This is a genomic window from Vibrio ziniensis, assembly GCF_011064285.1.
Classification (GTDB): domain Bacteria; phylum Pseudomonadota; class Gammaproteobacteria; order Enterobacterales; family Vibrionaceae; genus Vibrio; species Vibrio ziniensis.
In genome coordinates this window covers 904,476-922,565 of record NZ_CP049331.1, presented here as the reverse complement: position 1 = coordinate 922,565, position 18,090 = coordinate 904,476, and the positions used below count along the sequence as shown (strand labels likewise).

At 43.5% G+C, this 18,090-nt stretch carries 14 protein-coding genes; 4 read left to right on the top strand and 10 right to left on the bottom strand.

Annotated features, from left to right (window positions below; genetic code table 11):
* Positions 1-16 precede the first annotated feature (16 nt).
* Both nth and gloA read left to right on the top strand, forming a co-directional pair.
* On the top strand, positions 17-658 hold the full coding sequence (gene nth / locus G5S32_RS04190) for an endonuclease III (protein WP_165310631.1): 642 nt from the start codon (positions 17-19) through the stop codon (positions 656-658).
* A 9-nt stretch (positions 659-667) separates the two neighbouring features.
* A complete protein-coding gene (gloA, locus tag G5S32_RS04185) occupies positions 668-1,084 on the top strand; it encodes a lactoylglutathione lyase (protein ID WP_165310630.1) in 417 nt (138 codons plus the stop codon).
* 78 nt (positions 1,085-1,162) lie between these two features.
* Here gloA and motY read toward each other — a convergent pair whose 3' ends face one another.
* Positions 1,163-2,047: a flagellar protein MotY gene (gene motY, locus G5S32_RS04180; RefSeq protein ID WP_165310629.1), complete on the bottom strand. Its 885-nt coding sequence runs from the start codon at positions 2,045-2,047 to the stop codon at positions 1,163-1,165.
* Between the two features lie 258 nt (positions 2,048-2,305).
* On the opposite strand from motY, the gene rnt reads away from it, so the two are divergent.
* On the top strand, positions 2,306-2,959 hold the full coding sequence (gene rnt, locus G5S32_RS04175) for a ribonuclease T (RefSeq protein ID WP_165310628.1): 654 nt from the start codon (positions 2,306-2,308) through the stop codon (positions 2,957-2,959).
* A 29-nt stretch (positions 2,960-2,988) separates the two neighbouring features.
* Positions 2,989-4,314 (top strand): Na+/H+ antiporter family protein, encoded by a 1,326-nt coding sequence (locus G5S32_RS04170; protein WP_165310627.1) that lies wholly within the window; start codon positions 2,989-2,991, stop codon positions 4,312-4,314.
* Positions 4,315-4,433: 119 nt separating this feature from the next.
* On the opposite strand, the gene purF is transcribed toward G5S32_RS04170, so the two are convergent.
* From purF to nagE, 9 genes are all read right to left on the bottom strand, one after another.
* Positions 4,434-5,945, bottom strand: a complete 1,512-nt coding sequence (purF, locus tag G5S32_RS04165; RefSeq protein WP_165310626.1) for an amidophosphoribosyltransferase — start codon at positions 5,943-5,945, stop codon at positions 4,434-4,436.
* 35 nt (positions 5,946-5,980) lie between these two features.
* Positions 5,981-6,472, bottom strand: a complete 492-nt coding sequence (locus tag G5S32_RS04160; RefSeq protein WP_165310625.1) for a CvpA family protein — start codon at positions 6,470-6,472, stop codon at positions 5,981-5,983.
* Positions 6,473-6,534: 62 nt separating this feature from the next.
* Positions 6,535-7,086, bottom strand: a complete 552-nt coding sequence (locus tag G5S32_RS04155; protein WP_165310624.1) for an SPOR domain-containing protein — start codon at positions 7,084-7,086, stop codon at positions 6,535-6,537.
* Complete coding sequence (gene folC / locus G5S32_RS04150) at positions 7,087-8,352, bottom strand: bifunctional tetrahydrofolate synthase/dihydrofolate synthase (RefSeq protein WP_165310623.1); 1,266 nt, start codon at positions 8,350-8,352, stop codon at positions 7,087-7,089. It lies immediately after the preceding gene.
* Between the two features lie 44 nt (positions 8,353-8,396).
* Positions 8,397-9,323, bottom strand: a complete 927-nt coding sequence (gene accD / locus G5S32_RS04145) for an acetyl-CoA carboxylase, carboxyltransferase subunit beta (RefSeq protein WP_165310622.1) — start codon at positions 9,321-9,323, stop codon at positions 8,397-8,399.
* A 209-nt stretch (positions 9,324-9,532) separates the two neighbouring features.
* Positions 9,533-10,327 carry a tRNA pseudouridine(38-40) synthase TruA gene (gene truA, locus G5S32_RS04140; RefSeq protein WP_165310621.1) on the bottom strand — a complete coding sequence of 265 codons (795 nt, stop codon included), beginning with the start codon at positions 10,325-10,327 and terminating at the stop codon, positions 9,533-9,535.
* Between the two features lie 209 nt (positions 10,328-10,536).
* Entirely contained in the window at positions 10,537-14,298 is a 3,762-nt protein-coding gene (locus G5S32_RS04135) for a FimV/HubP family polar landmark protein (protein ID WP_165310620.1), read from the bottom strand.
* A 233-nt stretch (positions 14,299-14,531) separates the two neighbouring features.
* Positions 14,532-16,202, bottom strand: coding sequence for a glutamine--tRNA ligase (glnS, locus tag G5S32_RS04130; protein ID WP_165310619.1), 1,671 nt, complete (start codon positions 16,200-16,202; stop codon positions 14,532-14,534).
* A gap of 253 nt (positions 16,203-16,455) precedes the next feature.
* Entirely contained in the window at positions 16,456-18,030 is a 1,575-nt protein-coding gene (nagE, locus tag G5S32_RS04125; protein ID WP_165310618.1) for an N-acetylglucosamine-specific PTS transporter subunit IIBC, read from the bottom strand.
* Between the last annotated feature and the right edge of the window lie 60 nt (positions 18,031-18,090).

The window sequence follows — 18,090 nt, the reverse complement described above, 5'->3', positions numbered from 1 at the left end:
GAAACAGCGCAGAGCAATGAACAAAGATAAAAGAATACAAATTCTCGAGCGACTGAGAGAAAACAACCCTAAGCCAGAAACTGAGCTCAACTGGAATTCACCTTTTGAACTGTTGATAGCAGTTCTGCTGTCAGCTCAAGCGACCGATGTGAGCGTCAATAAAGCGACTGATAAGCTATATACGGTCGCTAACACACCTCAAACCATGTTTGATTTGGGTGTCGATGGCGTTAAAGAATACATTAAGACCATTGGTCTGTTTAATTCAAAAGCGGAAAACGTCATTAAGACTTGTCGAATTTTGCTTGATAAACACAACGGCGAAGTGCCGGAAAACCGTGAAGCGTTAGAAGCCCTGCCCGGTGTTGGACGTAAAACAGCAAACGTCGTTTTGAACACAGCATTCGGCTGGCCAACCATCGCCGTGGATACTCACATTTACCGCGTATCCAATCGAACCAAATTTGCAGTCGGGAAAACTGTCGACGATGTCGAACAAAAACTGCTCAAAGTCGTTCCCTCTGAATTTAAATTAGATGTTCACCACTGGCTAATTTTACATGGCAGATACACTTGTATCGCACGTAAGCCTCGCTGTGGCAGTTGCCTAATTGAAGATCTTTGTGAATATAAAGATAAAATTTACCCTGAAAGCTAGGAGTCCAAAATGTCAAACAACCGTGTTCTACATACCATGCTACGCGTCGGTGATTTAGACAAATCTATCGAGTTCTACACCAAAGTTATGGGTATGGAATTACTACGTAAAAGCGAAAACACTGAGTACAAATACACTCTAGCATTCGTTGGTTATGGTGATGAATCACAAGGTGCTGTGATTGAATTAACTTATAACTGGGGTGTAGAAGAGTATGACTTAGGTAAAGGCTTCGGTCACATCGCGATCGGTGTTGACGATATCTACACCACTTGTGATGCAATCAAAGCGGTTGGCGGTAACGTGACTCGCGAACCAGGTCCAGTAAAAGGCGGTACAACACATATCGCTTTCGTTAAAGACCCTGATGGTTACATGATTGAGCTGATCCAAAACCGTCAAGCCAGCGCGGCATTAGAAGGTTAATTCTTCTTTTACGCTAGAGATAAAAAACACCGCCTTTGGGCGGTGTTTTATTGTTACATTGCTATCTATGACTCTGTACTAAACCTGAGTTCGTCCCAAAGAAATGACCACACGACGGTTCTTATCTTTACCGATTGGCGATTCGTTATCAGCTATAGGACGACGCTTACCAAAACCCTGAACTTGAATACGGTCTTCTGGTAAACCAAGAGACTTAAAGTAATTACGTAGTCGTTCCGAACGCTTCTCCGACAAACTCTGACTCTCGTTTTTGCTATCGGTTGAATCTGTGTATGCAGCCACTAACACTAAATCAATATCAGGGTTGTAGCGGATGTACTCTGCAATTTGTGCTAAACGCTTCTGCGAAGCTTTGTTCAAATCGACACTGTTGCCACGGTCGTAGTGCAGAATCGTAAATGAGATATCTTCGAAACTATATGGTAGCAAATTAGCGATACAGTCACTAAATACGTTGTATTGAGCTTGGAACAACACGGAAGAAAGAGCAACTTCAATGCGTTGGTCACGGCTCTGCCAATCTTGATAACTAAAAGTTGGGCTGCGACCTTTCTCTAATTCACTGAGCAATGTCCACGCAGATTGTCCGCCAATATAGCCGTCAAACTGTTTGAAAAATTGGATATTAGTGATGCGGTCAGCACTTTCACCAGGTCGCCATGCGGGTGGCATGGATACAAGGCTCACATTACGAGTTTCCCCCATAGGGCGGCGCATTTTCAGTTCAAAGTCCAAATTCATTTTCTTACTGGCGCGTGCAGAGAACTCCGCATCACCGTAATTAGGGATAGGATGTACAAGTCGGCACTCAAGCGGAGTATTGGTTACCATCTGCCAAGTGGACTGCTGTGGCGTTGCCACATAACGCTTTTCTAATGCCGATGCGGCAACGGGCGTCAATAGAGTGGCAGCGGCTAAACTTGTAACAAGCCATTTATTCATAAGGACTTTTTTCTCTTAATACTGCATGTCATCGTGGCGAAATGTTGCCACTAACTTTAATCTGCTTCTAGCAATGCAAGAATCCCGCCAGTTCAAATTAAACGCTTGTGAATGTAGACCATTTCAGACAAAGACTTTAACTCAAGTTGATATGGACAAATTGTGGATTAATTAATTGCCTCTAAATAGAGTACTCCGGTTTTTCTCACAGTCATAACATGCAATAATGCCGCCCTTGTCACAATAACTAGAGCCAGCATGACTGATTTAAAAGAAGCAAAGACATTAAAGCAGCGTTTTCGTGGTTATTTCCCTGTTGTTATAGACGTAGAAACTGCCGGATTCAACGCTCAAACCGATGCCCTATTAGAAATTTGCGCAATAACTTTACGCATGGACGAAAACGGTGATTTGCATCCAGCTTCTACTATTCACTTTCATGTTGAGCCTTTTGAAGGCGCCAATATAGAAAAGGCGGCACTTGAGTTTACAGGTATCTATGACCCATTTAGTCCTCTGCGTGGCGCAGTGTCCGAAGATCACGCATTGAAAGAGATCTACAAACTGGTTCGCAAAGAGCAGAAAGATACTGATTGCAGTCGAGCTATCATCGTGGCTCACAACGCCAACTTCGACCATAGCTTTGTCATGGCTGCAAGCGATCGCAGTAAACTTAAACGCGTGCCCTTCCACCCTTTCGCTACTTTTGACACAGCAACACTGAGCGGCCTAGCTTACGGGCAAACCGTGTTAGCAAAAGCGTGCAAGGCAGCCGGAATGGAATTTGATAATCGTGAGGCACATTCAGCGCTTTACGATACACAAAAAACCGCAGAACTATTCTGCGGAATCGTTAACAAATGGAAAGCTCTTGGGGGCTGGCCACTTGCCGACGAAAAAGAAAACAACTAAAACCAAACACGACTTGAATTGAGAATAATATGAATCCTGTAGTCATTTCCGTTTGCGTCATGCTGCTGCTTGCTCTGATGCGCGTAAACGTTGTAGTTGCCCTAACCTTCAGCGCTATTGTTGGTGGTTTAGTGGCAGGTATGAGCTTAAATGATACTGTAGCGGCTTTTGAAAGCGGCTTGGGTGGCGGTGCAACTATTGCACTTAGCTATGCAATGCTCGGCACGTTTGCTGTTGCTATTTCTAAATCTGGCATCACTGATTTGCTAGCGCAAAGTGTTATTAAACGTCTTCATGGCAAAGAACATGGTGCAGCAACCACTGGTTTGAAATACGCTGTATTGGTTGCATTGTTGCTAATGGCAGTTTCATCGCAAAACGTTATTCCAGTGCACATTGCCTTCATTCCAATTTTGATTCCGCCATTATTAGGTGTGTTTGCAAAGCTGAAACTTGACCGACGTTTAGTTGCCTGCGTGCTTACCTTCGGTTTGATTACACCTTACATGGTTCTACCGGTTGGTTTTGGCGGGATTTTCTTAAACAACATTCTGCTTAAGAACCTTCATGAAAATGGCCTCAACAACATCACTGCAGGTCAAGTACCGATGGCAATGCTGTTGCCAGCTATCGGTATGATCGTTGGTTTAGTTATTGCGGTGTTTTTCAGTTACCGTAAGCCGCGTGAGTATGAAGAGACTGAACTGACAGTTGTCCATCACCAAGCAAATGAAATCGACAAGAAACACGTTGCTATTGCCGCCGTCGGTATTGTGGTAGCACTTGCAGTTCAACTTGCTACCGGTTCTATGATCATCGGTGCACTGGCTGGTTTCATGGTGTTTACTTTCGGTGGCGTTATCGCATGGAAAGAGACTCATGATGTGTTCACTAAAGGTGTTCATATGATGGCGATGATCGGCTTTATTATGATTTCTGCAGCCGGTTTTGCAGCGGTAATGAAGGATACTGGCGGTGTTGAATCGCTTGTTAGCGCTTTATCCACCAGCATCGGTGATAACAAGCCACTAGCAGCACTACTGATGCTTGTGGTTGGTTTGCTAGTGACGATGGGTATCGGTTCATCATTCTCGACCATTCCAATTATCGCGACGATTTACGTTCCGCTATGTGTGGCATTTGGCTTCTCACCAATGGCAACTGTTGCACTTGTGGGTACGGCAGCAGCGCTTGGTGATGCTGGCTCTCCAGCCTCTGACTCAACATTAGGTCCAACATCTGGTCTTAACGCTGACGGCCAACACGAACACATTTGGGAAACCGTTGTTCCTACTTTCCTTCACTACAACCTACCGTTAGTCGTATTCGGTTGGATTGCAGCGATGGTGCTGTAGTCTCGTTTATATTTATATTCTCCCCCTTTTTAAGGGGGAGGCGTAAAAGACCCCAAATAAACAAAAGGCTGCCCGAAGGAAGCCTTTTTGCTATTCACTTACTACTAACTTGTAGGTGGTTATGCACCTTCGTTGTACAGTTCTAAGCTTGCTAGATCCTGAATTTCACGCTGAGCTTTAACATCATCACCGCGCATAGACTCTAGGTAGTCTAAGTATTGCTGGTCAATATCGCCTGTCACGTATTCACCGTTAAATACTGACGCTTCAAACTGAGCGATATCAGGGTTACCAGCGCGCACTGCATCCTCCAAATCTTCAAGCGTTTGGAAGATAAGTGCATCAGCACCGATTTGCTTACAGATATCTGCGTTATCACGGCCGTGAGCAATTAGCTCATTTGCCGTTGGCATATCGATACCATATACGTTCGGGAAACGAATCTCAGGCGCTGCTGACACCATGTAAACTTTTGCTGCACCTGAATCGCGAGCCATTTCGATGATCTGCTCAGACGTCGTTCCACGCACAATTGAGTCATCAACAAGCAGTACATTCTTATCTTTAAACTCAGAACGGATCGCGTTCAGTTTACGACGTACTGATTTCTTACGTAGCTGTTGGCCCGGCATGATAAACGTACGGCCAACATAACGGTTCTTCACGAAACCTTGGCGGTACGGCTTATCAATCGCTTGTGCGATTTGTAGCGCGATATCGTTTGATGTTTCTGGAATTGGGATAACAACATCAATGTCCAGATCTGCAAATTCATTCTTGATACGGTCGCCTAAACGTTTACCCATTTCAACACGTGCGCTGTATACCGAAATCTTGTCGATAAATGAATCCGGACGTGCAAAGTAAACGAACTCGAAAATACAAGGTGTTAGGCTTGGGCTGTCGGCACACTGTTTAGTAAACAACTCACCTTCAAACGTTGCGTAAATCGCTTCACCCGGTGCAACATCACGTACGAAGTCAAAACCAACCGCATCTAAAGCAACGGATTCTGACGCTACCATGTACTCAGTACGGCCATTCACTTCACGCTTACCAAGGCAAAGAGGACGAATACCGTGTGGGTCGCGGAAAGCAATCATGCCGTGGCCGATAATCATCGCTGTTACTGCGTATGCACCACGGATAGTGCGGTGTACGTTTGCCACTGCACGGAAGACATCTTCAGAGGTTACATTGCCTCTTACAGTGTCAATTTCATGCGCCAATACGTTTAGCAGTACTTCAGAGTCTGAAGTGGTATTGATATGACGACGATCTTTTTCGAACAACTTGTCACGCACTGCGTTCGCATTGGTCAGGTTGCCGTTGTGAGCAAGCGTGATACCGAATGGAGAGTTTACGTAAAAAGGTTGAGCTTCCGATGCACTTGAGCTACCAGCAGTTGGGTAACGAACGTGCCCAATACCAACAGTACCTTGAAGACGCTGCATGTGTTTGGCTTCAAAGACATCTTTTACTAAACCGTTCGCCTTGCGCAGACGGAAACGATTGCTTTCTATGGTACAAATACCAGCGGCATCTTGGCCACGATGCTGCAATACCGTTAAAGCGTCATAGATAGACTGGTTTACAGGCGTTGTGCCCACGATTCCAACAATACCACACATGTCCTAATCCTCGATTTGCGTCAGTAACTGACGCGTTATATCGCGTCAGATAGAAAACTTGATGTTGCTTGTATATGTTCGAAGAGAGGCGCAATCACACGGCTAAACTCCGGTACTAATTGCGAGCTCTTCCACCACTCTGAGCTTGGTAATGCGGTAAAGGTATCCACAAAAAACAGAACAGCCGCTACGATAAGAACCCCACGTAATGCGCCAAACACGACGCCCAAGATTCTATCTGTACCCGATAAACCTGTTTTCTGAACCAATTGCGAAATTACATAGTTCACAATCGCACCAACCACTAGCGTTGCTACAAACAATGCTGCAATGGCAGCACCGTTACGAATCATGTCATCTTTAATATTGGTAAAGTACACCGCCAGTTTTGCGTAGTACTGTGAAGCGATGAAAAATGCTCCACACCAAATAATTAATGACAAGGCTTCTTTCGCAAAGCCTCGAACCAAACTGATCAAAGCTGACAAGCCGATCACACTTAAAATGACAATATCTAACCAATTCATGAGTTCTTACATCTTAAGTTGGCGCGCATTTTAACAGAAAAAAACGCGACGCAAACGTTTTCTTATGGGTTTAGCGGTTTAAATTTGAGCAATTGACCTTTTGAACCGGTAACTTTCTCTAATTCCAGTAGTTGTCTCTCAAGCTTACTTTTAGAGACATCAGGTCCGATGATCACTCGCGTAAAACCGTTTTCTTGTTTCGTATGAGCCTGATAACCGCGTTTTTGCAAATCGCTCACAATCGTTTTCGCATTTTCAGCGTTCTTCAATGCCATCAACTGGATGATCCACGCACTATCTTGGTAATCATTTCTTTCAGGCACATCTTTTACTACAGTTTCGATCGGTTTCTCAGCTGCTTTAGACGAAGTTGATGCTTGGCTTGTTTGATGTGTTACTGACACTGGAGACTCTGGCAATGCCACTTTATCTTCCACAGGATCAAGGACTTCAAATTTTTCCACTTCACTATTAAGCTCAGGCTTAATAGGTATGCTTGTCATCTCTTCTTGATAGTGCATTTTTTTGCCATCAAGGACATCAGGCAAAACGATGACACCTATCGCCACCAAAATAATAGTACCTACTAAACGGCTTTGAAATTTACTCGCCATCTACTCTCCTTTATTTTTCCAGTGCTCCAGCACTTCACCGACTGTGTGGAAAGATCCAGCAACAATTATCACATCACCGTCAGACACTCTTGTCATCGCACTTTCAAATGCACTGACAGGATTTGCATACTCTTCATGCCCATCTTTCAGATGCTGGCACAATTCGCTCGCAGAAGCTGCTCTAGGACCAGATAAAGAAGCTGGATACCAATGGCTCACAACCGGTTTTAATACATCGATTGTAGATTTGATATCTTTGTCGTGCAGCATCCCCAGTACCATGTGTATGGTTTGGCTAGGGAACTGAGCGCGAATTTGAGATGCCAGATATTCAGCTGAATGAGGATTATGAGCAACATCAAGCATTACAATTGGCTTCTCGCTGATACGTTGCATACGTCCAGCTAATTTCGCTTTGCGCAGACCGTCAACAATATTGACGTCACTCACATCTAATCCTGAACAGCCTAAAGCCATCAGAGCAGTAGCAGCATTCGCAAGCGGAAGTGTGGGAACAGGTAAATCAGTAAGGTCAAACGAACCACTTCGCCATTGCCAAACAGAGTCCGACACTTTTTCATAATCGAACTGGATACCAACCTGATAAAACTCAGCACCAATGTCATCAGCATGAGCTGCAACTGTTGAAGGAGGTTTAGGTTGACCGCAAATTGCTGGTTTTCCTGCACGGAATATGCCCGCTTTCTCAAAACCTATCACATTGATATCGTCACCAAGCCAATCGACATGATCGATGGCCAGACTGGTGATCACAGAGACATCATGATCGACAACGTTGGTTGCATCTAAACGCCCGCCTAGACCTACTTCGAGTAAAACGACATCCACTTGTTCTGTTTGAAAAATGCGCAGCGCAGCCAATGTGCCAAATTCAAACAGACTTAAGCTAATTTCTCCACGTTGCTCTTCAACAAAAGCAAAAGCCTGAGTGTGCTGCTCATCAGATACATCAACACCGTTGATACGTACGCGTTCGTTGTAATTAATAAGATGCGGAGAACTATATACGCCGACGGAGTAGCCAGCATCGAGAAGAATACTTTCCATTAACGCACAGGTAGAACCCTTACCATTAGTTCCGGCAACAGTAATAACTGTAGGTGCTGGTTTAGTAAGAGAGGCCTTAGTAGCAACCGCCTGAACGCGATCTAAGCCTAAATCAATTGCAGATGTGTGAATATGGGTTAAATAATCAAGCCACATCGTGAGTGATGATGTGGCTTGAGGAATTGAGTTTTGTTTCATCTAACGTAGAACCATTGTTTTCTTTGGTTTAGTTAGCGTCTACTTTACCCTTTTTTCTTCGCTTCTGGTACTGAATATGCTGCCTCTTGTGGCGCATCGTTCACAGAAACAACCAGTGGAGATTTTTGGTTCGTCATCTTCGCTAGTAAGCCAGCAATGCGTTGACGCATTTCACGGCGGTCTACGATCATATCAATCGCACCGTGCTCAAGCAGGAATTCACTGCGTTGGAAACCTTCTGGAAGGTCTTCACGTACTGTTTGTTCAATAACACGACGACCAGCAAAGCCAATCAGAGCTTTAGGTTCGCCGATGTTTATATCACCTAGCATTGCAAGACTCGCTGAAACGCCGCCCATTGTAGGGTCCGTCATAACCGAAATAAACGGTAGACCTTTATTTGACAAACGCTCTAGCGCTGCACTGGTTTTAGCCATTTGCATCAGAGACATTAGAGCCTCTTGCATACGAGCACCACCACTTGCAGAGAAGCAGACTAAGCCACAATTTCTTTCAATAGCAGATTCAACCGCACGAACAAAACGAGCACCAACAACCGAGCCCATTGAACCGCCCATAAATGAGAATTCAAAAGCACAAGCTACCAGTGGGATACCGTGCAACTCACCATTCATAACGATAAGAGCGTCTTTCTCGCCACTGCTTTTTTGCGCAGCAACAATACGTTCTTTATAACGTTTAGAATCTTTAAACTTCAGTTTGTCTTGAGGCTCAAGCTCCTGCGCAATCTCATGGCGATTATTTTCGTCTAAAAATGTTTCAAGACGACGACGCGCTTTCATACGCATATGATGATTACACTTAGGACAAACTTCGAGGTTTCGCTCAAGTTCCGCGTGGTAGAGTACCTGCTCACAAGAGGTACACTTCGTCCAGACACCCTCAGGAATCGATGCTTTACGTGAAGTTACTATGTTGCTTTTTTCTAAAATCTTTTCAAGCCAACTCATAGAAGACCTTTTACTCTGTGCTCTCCCGCTCAATGCGAAAGATTTAAATTCGACAAAAATGCGTGAGGATTAAAGCATAGAAAATGCCAACTGTAGACAAAAAACTGGTTGTACCTATTTCTTGTACCAGTTCCACACACTTAATACTGCTCATTTTCAATACTAATCAACTGATAACTTTGAGCCAATTACTACACTTTAGTTCAACATTAGTTCAAATTTTCAGGTAAAAACAGGGGACCCATTGGTGCTTGTGGTAAATCAAACTCTTGTGGGTAATCCACAGATACCAAATATAGACCTTCCGCTTTCGCTGTTGCACCAGCCAATGTACGATCTTTAGCTTCCAACAACCATTGGATCCATTCTGGTTCTTTCTCGCCTCGACCGACAACAATAAGACTACCCGTAATATTACGAACCATATGATGAACGAAAGCATTCGCTTTAATATCAATCACTACGTAACGTTCATGACGGGTAACATTCAGGTGGATAATATTACGCCACGGACTGCGTGACTGGCAATGCACAGCTCTAAATGACGTGAAATCATTCTCACCGAGTAAATACTGACCTGCTTGATGCATTTTTTCAGCATTAAGTTCGCCATGATAGTGGCTTACCCCGGAAGCTAGGATACCCGGGCGATATTCGTGATTATAAATGACATAACGATAACGTCGTGCGGTCGCTGTAAAGCGCGCATGAAATTCGTCAGGTACTTCTTTAGCCCAACGTACAGCGATATTTTTTGGTAGATTTGCATTCGTTCCCATCGTCCAAGCAACCATTTTGCGTGTCGCCGTTGTATCAAAATGCACAACTTGCCCAGTGCCGTGCACGCCAGCATCTGTGCGTCCTGCACACTGAACTTCAACAGGATGGTTGGCGACAACAGACAGAGCTTTTTCTAGCTCTTCCTGAACACTTGCAACTTCTCTTTGACGCTGCCAACCAAAGTAATGAGTACCATCATACTCAATACCCAACGCTATTCTCATGGTGTATTACTCTTAATCGCTATAGGTCTAAGGACCTTGGGGCGGGCAGTATAATATCAATCGCTTGAGATTTCTAACCCGCAAAATACTGATAGCCGCTAGATCACGCCTGCTATTCAAGATAGCCGAATAAGCAAAGAGGCAGCGAATGCTGCCTCTGTTACTATTACTATTACTATTACTGTTACTGTTAGTGTTAGTGTTAGTGTTTATACTCGACCATTGATGACATCGATAAGGTGTTTCGCTTGCTGTCTTATCTCATCACTACCATCAACAATCGCTTCTTCTAACAACTTAATTGCGCCTTTGTCATCGCTCATCTCGATATAGATTTTCGCTAAATCCAACTTTCCAGCGGCTTCTGCGTTACTATCTACATCAATATCGCTAACATCACCAATAACATCTGGAAACTCGTTAAGACCGACATCCAGCTTTAGCTCTTCATTATCAAGGTTGAGTGTGCTGCCATCATCGTTTTCAACTTGAGCCATTAAATCGTCGATAGTCATAAACTGACGTGTAGCTGGTTCAAACTCAGAAAACTCTTCTTGCTTACCCCAGTTTTCTTTTGCAACTTCAGGTTCTTTAACCTGGAGCTCAGGGTGCCATACCTCTCTCTCAGTTTCAGGAACCTCATCAGAAATAGTGGCTTTTTGATCTGCAGTTAAGTTGAAACCATTCCAGTCTTCACCGCCCATTTCAAGCATGGCGTCAATGTCCATACCAGCGCTATCAACGGATTTTGCATCAATAGGTTTATCAAAAGCAAAGCGACTATCTTCTTTTTCTTCGTCAGACAACCAATCTGAAAGCGCCTGTTCGTCGAACTCTCGTTTTGATACCTCACCAAGATTGATTTCAGTCTTTGATTGCTCGATCTCTTCATAAAGAGAAGAATCATCTAACTGCTCATCTTCTGATTCATCAGATAGTTCATCCGTTTGGGAGAACATATCGGCCAAAGCATCTTCTTCGGTATATTCAGGCAGTTCAGAATCTTCAAACTCCACATCTGCAAGCTCAGATTCAGCTTCAGGTAAGTCGGTTTCAAGTTCTGATTCAAAATCCGCTAGCGCATCTTCCTCTGTGTATTCAGGAAGATCTAAATCGTCGAACTCTGCTGCAATCGCTTGATCTAGATCTTCTGGTTCGCTCTCTTCAGCCAAAGTAGCTGCAACGTCTAGGTCATCTAACGCTTCAGCGCTTTCTTCTTCAGGCTCTGATTCAGAATCCGCTAATGCGTCGTCTTCTGTGTACTCAGGAAGATCTAAATCGTCAAGCTCAGCTGTAATTGCGTGCTCTAGCTCTTCTGACTTGCTCTCTTCAACCACAGTAGCTGCAGCGTCTAGGCCATCTAACGCTTCAGCGGTTTCTTCTTCAGGCTCTGATTCAAAATCCGCTAATGCGTCGTCTTCTGTGTACTCAGGAAGATCTAAATCGTCAAGCTCAGCTGTAATTGCGTGCTCTAGCTCTTCTGACTTGCTCTCTTCAACCACGGTAGCTGCAACGTCTAGGTCATCTAACGCTTCAGCAGTTTCTTCTTCAGGCTCTGATTCAAAATCTGCTAACGCATCTTCCTCTGTGTATTCTGGAAGCTCTAAATCTTTAAACTCTGCAATAAGGCTTGGAGTTGAGTCTTCTGATTCAATCTCTTCGGCTTCTAGGTCATCAAATACCCAGTCGTCATCTTGTGGAATACCAAACTCGTTCGCAATTGCTTGTTCTTCTAACTCAACGTCTTGTCCGTTAGATAGTTCGCCACCTTCAATCTCAGGATTGAATTCGAAATCATCTAACTCAACATCTTCATTAACAGAAGAAACGGATTCTAATGCTTCATCTAGCAAAGGATCGGACTTAGGAACATTCGTAATTAAATCATCAATGAAGTTAGCACTGTTGAAGTCTTCTACCTGCTCTTCAGCTTCATCAGTACTCTCTTCTATAGCAATCAGCTCATCAAAAAGATTTAAACCTTCGTCTGCTTTTTCTGAATCATCCGTTTCTAAATCGATTTCGTCAGCCAAAAAGTTTTCATAACCCATTGGCTCATCGCTAAGCTCACCAACAAAATCATCTAAAAGAGCGGTGCTGTTTTCGTCAATATCTGGGATTTCGGAATCACTGGCCTCACCTAGCAGTTCATCCAACTCCAGCATCATTTCATCGACGACACTTTCTTCAGAGTCTTCGTCATCAAACGCACCATCATCTAATAGTTCATCTAATAATGCAGTGCTATTAACTTCAACTTCTGCTTCATTACCTTCCAGCAACAACTCATCAAGTAATGCTGTATCATCTTTGGCATTTGCCTCTAACGACGCTAAGTCAGATTGAGCTTCAATACTTGCAAATAAGTCGTCGAGTTCTGCATCTGAAGTAAAGCTAGCAGCTTCTGGTTCAGCATTAAGCTTAGATTTCTCGTCATCCAGTAAGCTATCAAAATCTAAGAGTTCTGAACTTTCATCATCTTCTTGAGAAGCAAAAAGTTCATCTAACATCGATTGATCAAGAGTCGATGATTCAAGATCTTCTGAGTCACCATCAGCAGCCAACAACGATTCAATGTCAGCTTGGGACATTTCGCCGTCATCAGATAAATCGAATCCAATATCGTCATCTTCATCGTAGTTATTTACGGCTTCATCGAGAGCTCTTTCCATCTCTTCCAAGCCAAGTGCTTTTTCATCTCCATTAACGCTAATACCGTTACTGCTAGAGGATAAGTCACCAAAACCAGTATCTAGATCACCGGAGTCATCAATAGCAGCAAACAAATCTTCGCCATCTTCGCCATCTAAGTCGAAATCTAAATCGTCCTCATCTAAACCAGCGAAAATGTCTACATCATCATCTTCTGATACTTCTTCTTTTTTATCTTCACCAAACAGTGAATCGCTATCATCCATGCCGCCAAACAAGTCATCATCTAACAACAGTTCATCGTCTAGATCTTCTAACAGCTGATCACCAACTGCGATTGGTGCTACAGCAGCGGCGTTGGAATTTGCATTTAACGCTGTTTCTTGAGTTGATGACGATGATTGATTTGAACTCGAACGACGCCCTAAGAACAAAACGACTAGCAACGCAATGAATAAACCCGGAATAAGAGCTAAGCCAGCCACAACCCAATTATTTGATAGCAATTCATCTAACTTAGAAGGCGCAAGACGTTGCATTTCTTCGCGTTTAAATCTTTCTTCAGCGAGTAGTTTTTCGACTTCAGAACGAATGCGGTTTTCATCACCTAATTCTTGTTTCAAACCACTGACTTCAGATTGAACTTCAGCGAGCATTAATCGCAGCCTGTGGTTCTTCTCTTCTAGTGCTTGAATTTCATTTTGGTCAACAGCCGTAGTTTGAGCATTGTCTTTCTTGAATTCCGCTATAACTGGCTTTTCTTCAACAACAGGCTTACTTTCAGCAATTTTAGCTTGTGGCGTTTTAACTTCGATTGTTGGAGTAACTGTAGGTTTTACTTCGGCTCTCTTGGGAGTAACTGCTGACGTTATTGGTTGAACTGGCTGCTGAGTGAGTCGAGCCTTATGAGCTGCCATAACATTAACCGCTTCTTCTGTAGTAACGCTATTTACCTGAGCGAGAGAAGGCACGCGTAATGTGCTACCCGGCAGCAAACTATGTATATTCTGGTTTTCGAACGCTTGAGGGTTTAAACGATAAATAGCCAACAAAGTTTGCTGTACAGAAACTTGATTAGAAGGACGTAAACGTGACGCAATCGACCATAAAGTGTCTTTTTCAGAAGTTGGACCGATAACCGTTGAAGGCTCTGTCGGTGTTGTAGCTCGATTACGGACAATATCACTACTATATTGTGGTGCTGACTGGACTTCGCCAGTTGGACCAATAAGGCGAATACTCTCTGCACTAACGAAAGAAGTCTGAGTCACGGCCGCTACAGCGATTGGCAGTAACAGGCGTTTAAAAAATTGACGCATATAAAGCTCAGCTAGGTGCTATGAATTAATAAAGATAACAATCTGTTAAATATATCGGATAAGACAAGCAAAACTATAGGATCTAAAGCAAAAAATGTGTTCATACCGTAATAATCGCAGCAATCTCACACTAATAATCCGTTTTTGCTACTTACCTCTGATACCATAATGACGATTCAAAAAATAAAAGCCAGCTTTACGCTGGCTTTTAAATAATTTTACTTTAGACGCGATTACTCAGAATCAATTTTCGCCCAAGTATCACGTAAACCAACAGTGCGGTTGAATACTAAAGATTCAGGTGATGAGTCTTTGTTGTCAGCACAGAAGTAGCCCATACGTTCAAACTGGTAACCCACTTCAGCTTTTGCCGCAACTAGGCTTGGCTCAACAAAACCGTTCACTTTAATGAGTGATTCTGGATTAATCGTTGCCGCAAAATCATCAGCAGCAGCTGGGTTTGGAACGGTAAACAAGCGATCGTATAAGCGGAATTCCGCAGGCACACCTTTATCAGCCGATACCCAGTGGATAACGCCTTTTACTTTACGACCATCTTCTGGATTTTTGCCCAGTGTTGCTGAATCATAAGTACAGTAAATGGTAGTGATATTGCCGTCCTGATCTTTCTCAACACGTTCAGCCTTAATCACATAGGCACCACGTAGACGAACTTCTTTACCTAGCACTAAGCGCTTGTACTTCTTGTTACCTTCTTCACGGAAGTCTTCACGTTCAATCCAAATTTCGCGAGTAAATGGCACATCGCGAGAGCCCATTTCAGGGTCATTTGGATGGTTAGCAAGATTCAGTACTTCCACGCTATCTGCATCGAAGTTCTCAATAACAATCTTCACAGGATCTAAAACAGCCATAGCACGTGGTGCATTGTTGTTTAGATCATCACGAATACATGATTCAAGTGAACTGAACTCAATCATATTGTCTTGCTTAGTGACACCAATACGCTTACAGAATTCACGAATAGAGGCAGCGGTAAAACCACGACGACGTAAGCCTGAAATGGTAGGCATACGTGGATCATCCCAGCCATTTACTAATTTCTCAGTAACTAGTTGGTTTAGCTTACGCTTAGACATTACGGTGTATTCTAGATTCAGACGACTAAACTCGTACTGACGTGGGTGACAATCAATTGTGATGTTGTCTAAAACCCAATCGTAAAGACGGCGGTTGTCTTGGAATTCCAAAGTACAGATCGAGTGTGTAATACCTTCTAACGCATCGGAGATACAGTGAGTAAAGTCGTACATTGGGTAGATACACCACTTATCGCCCGTCTGATGATGTTCTGCAAAACGAACACGGTAGATAACGGGATCACGCATAACGATAAATGAAGAAGCCATGTCAATTTTAGCTCGCAGACATGCTTCACCTTCTTGGAAGCCACCGGTTCTCATTTTTTCGAATAGAGCTAGGTTTTCTTCAACACTACGATCACGATAAGGACTGTGTTTACCAGGAGTAGTTAACGTACCACGGTACTCACGGATCTGATCCGGAGTTAATTCCTCAACATAAGCTAGACCTTTGTTGATTAGCTCCAAAGCATATTGGTATAGCTTGTCAAAATAATCAGATGAATAGCAGATATCACCAGACCATTCAAAGCCTAGCCAGCTTACATCTTTCTTAATTGATTCTACGTATTCGATGTTTTCTTTCTCTGGGTTTGTGTCATCAAAACGTAAGTTACACTGGCCCTGATAGTCTTGAGCGATACCAAAGTTCAAACAAATCGACTTAGCGTGACCGATATGCAGATAACCGTTAGGCTCTGGCGGGAAACGAGTATGCACGCTAGTGTGTTTACCATCCGCTAAATCTTTATCTATGATTTGGCGAATGAAGTTCGATGGACGAGCCTCAGCTTCACTCATCTATAGCACCTCAAAATAATTTAATACTGGCAGAAAGTTTTCCTGTCTGGGCCAACTTAGCCACAATTTACAGAAATATTGTTTTCAATGATCCACAATTCTGTGTCTTTTCACAATAAAAACTGCGGATTAATTGGGAAATAATCATTACTTCGCTTGTTCTGTAACCAAGCTCTTACAAAGCAAAAAGCCTTCGCACAAGGCGAAGGCTTTAATTTTACCTAAAAATGTCCGTTATTGAAGACAATGGCTCTTATGGTAGTTTTACGCCAGATAAGTCTTCAGTGGTACTGATTGCTTTCATCTCACCCGCAACGATTTCCGCTAGTGGGCCAAGGATTACTTGCAGGTTGTTTTCGCCTAGCTTAACAACACCTTTAGCTCCTAACTTTTTCAGTACAGCTTCGTCAGCAACTGAACGATCTTTCAGTGTTAGACGTAGACGTGTGATACAAGCATCGATAGTGGTTAGGTTCTCATGACCACCTAAAGCTTTAAGGTATTGACGAGCAAGTTCACCTTTATCAGCACTTGAGTTAGAAGGTACCACAACGGTTTCTTCATCATCTTCACGACCTGGCGACTTCAAGTTGAAAGTACGGATTGCGAATGTGAAGGTAAAGAAGTACAGAGCGAAGAACACTAGACCGATGATGAGTAGTGTTACAGGTTTAGTTGCTAGACCCCAGTTTAGAGCAAAGTCGATCAGACCAGCAGAGAAACCAAAGCCGTGCAGTGTACCAAACATGTTTGCAACAACTAGAGCAAGACCAGTGAACACAGCGTGCATTGCATATAGTGCAGGAGCTAGGAACACGAACATGAATTCTAGAGGTTCTGTAATACCGGTTAGGAATGAACAGAACGCTACAGAGAACAACGCACCACCGACTTGATGACGTTTCTCAGCTGGAGCTGCAAAGTACATTGCTAGAGCTGCACCAGGTAGACCGAACATCATGATTGGGAAGAAACCGTTCATGAATACACCAGCGCTCTTATCGCCACCGAAGAAACGGTGTAAGTCGCCAGACTTCATAGTTTCAGTCACTTCTTTCACAACTGCAGTGATTTCTGGGTTTACCGCATTTTGGAAGTTAAACGTGTGCTCTTGACCAACAACTAGAGCTTTAGCAATTGAAGGATCTACACAAAGTTTTTGTAGCGCAGGTAGCGCTTGACCAGCCGCTTGAGCACCTGTTACTACGATCTCTTGACACGTACCCATACCGAACCAGAAGTATGAGTTAAGAACGTGGTGTAAACCTACAGGGATTAGCGCACGGTTTAGAGTACCGTAAACAAATTGGCCTACCGAGCCTGAGGTTGATACTGCATGAGCAAGAGCATCAAGACCACCTTGGATGCTTGGCCATACAACACCAGAGATCGCACCTGCAACAAGTGCAAAAAGACCTGCCATAATAGGAACAAGACGCTTACCAGAGAAGAACGCTAACCATTCTGGAAGACGAGTAGCGTGAAAAGCGTTGTAAGCGTGGCCTGCGATAATACCAGCAAAGATACCACCGAAGAACGACATGTTGATTGAAGGATCAATTGTTTTTGCTGTTGCTGTAAGTACAAAGTACGCAACTGCACCAGCTAGACCAGCAGCACCAGAACCGTCTTTAGAAAGACCAATTGCAATGCCAAGGCCAAATAGAAGAGGTAGCTGTCCAAAGATTGCACCACCAGCTTCAGCCATAAATGGAATGTCTAGTAGGTCGCCCTGACCTAGACGTAATAAGATAGCTGCAACGGGTAGCGTTGCGATAGGTAACATCAATGCTTTACCTAACTTTTGCGCATATCCAAGAATATTCACCGTAAGTTCCCCCTATAGGATTTTATAAATATCGGCAAACTTATTTTAGTCGCCCAATTT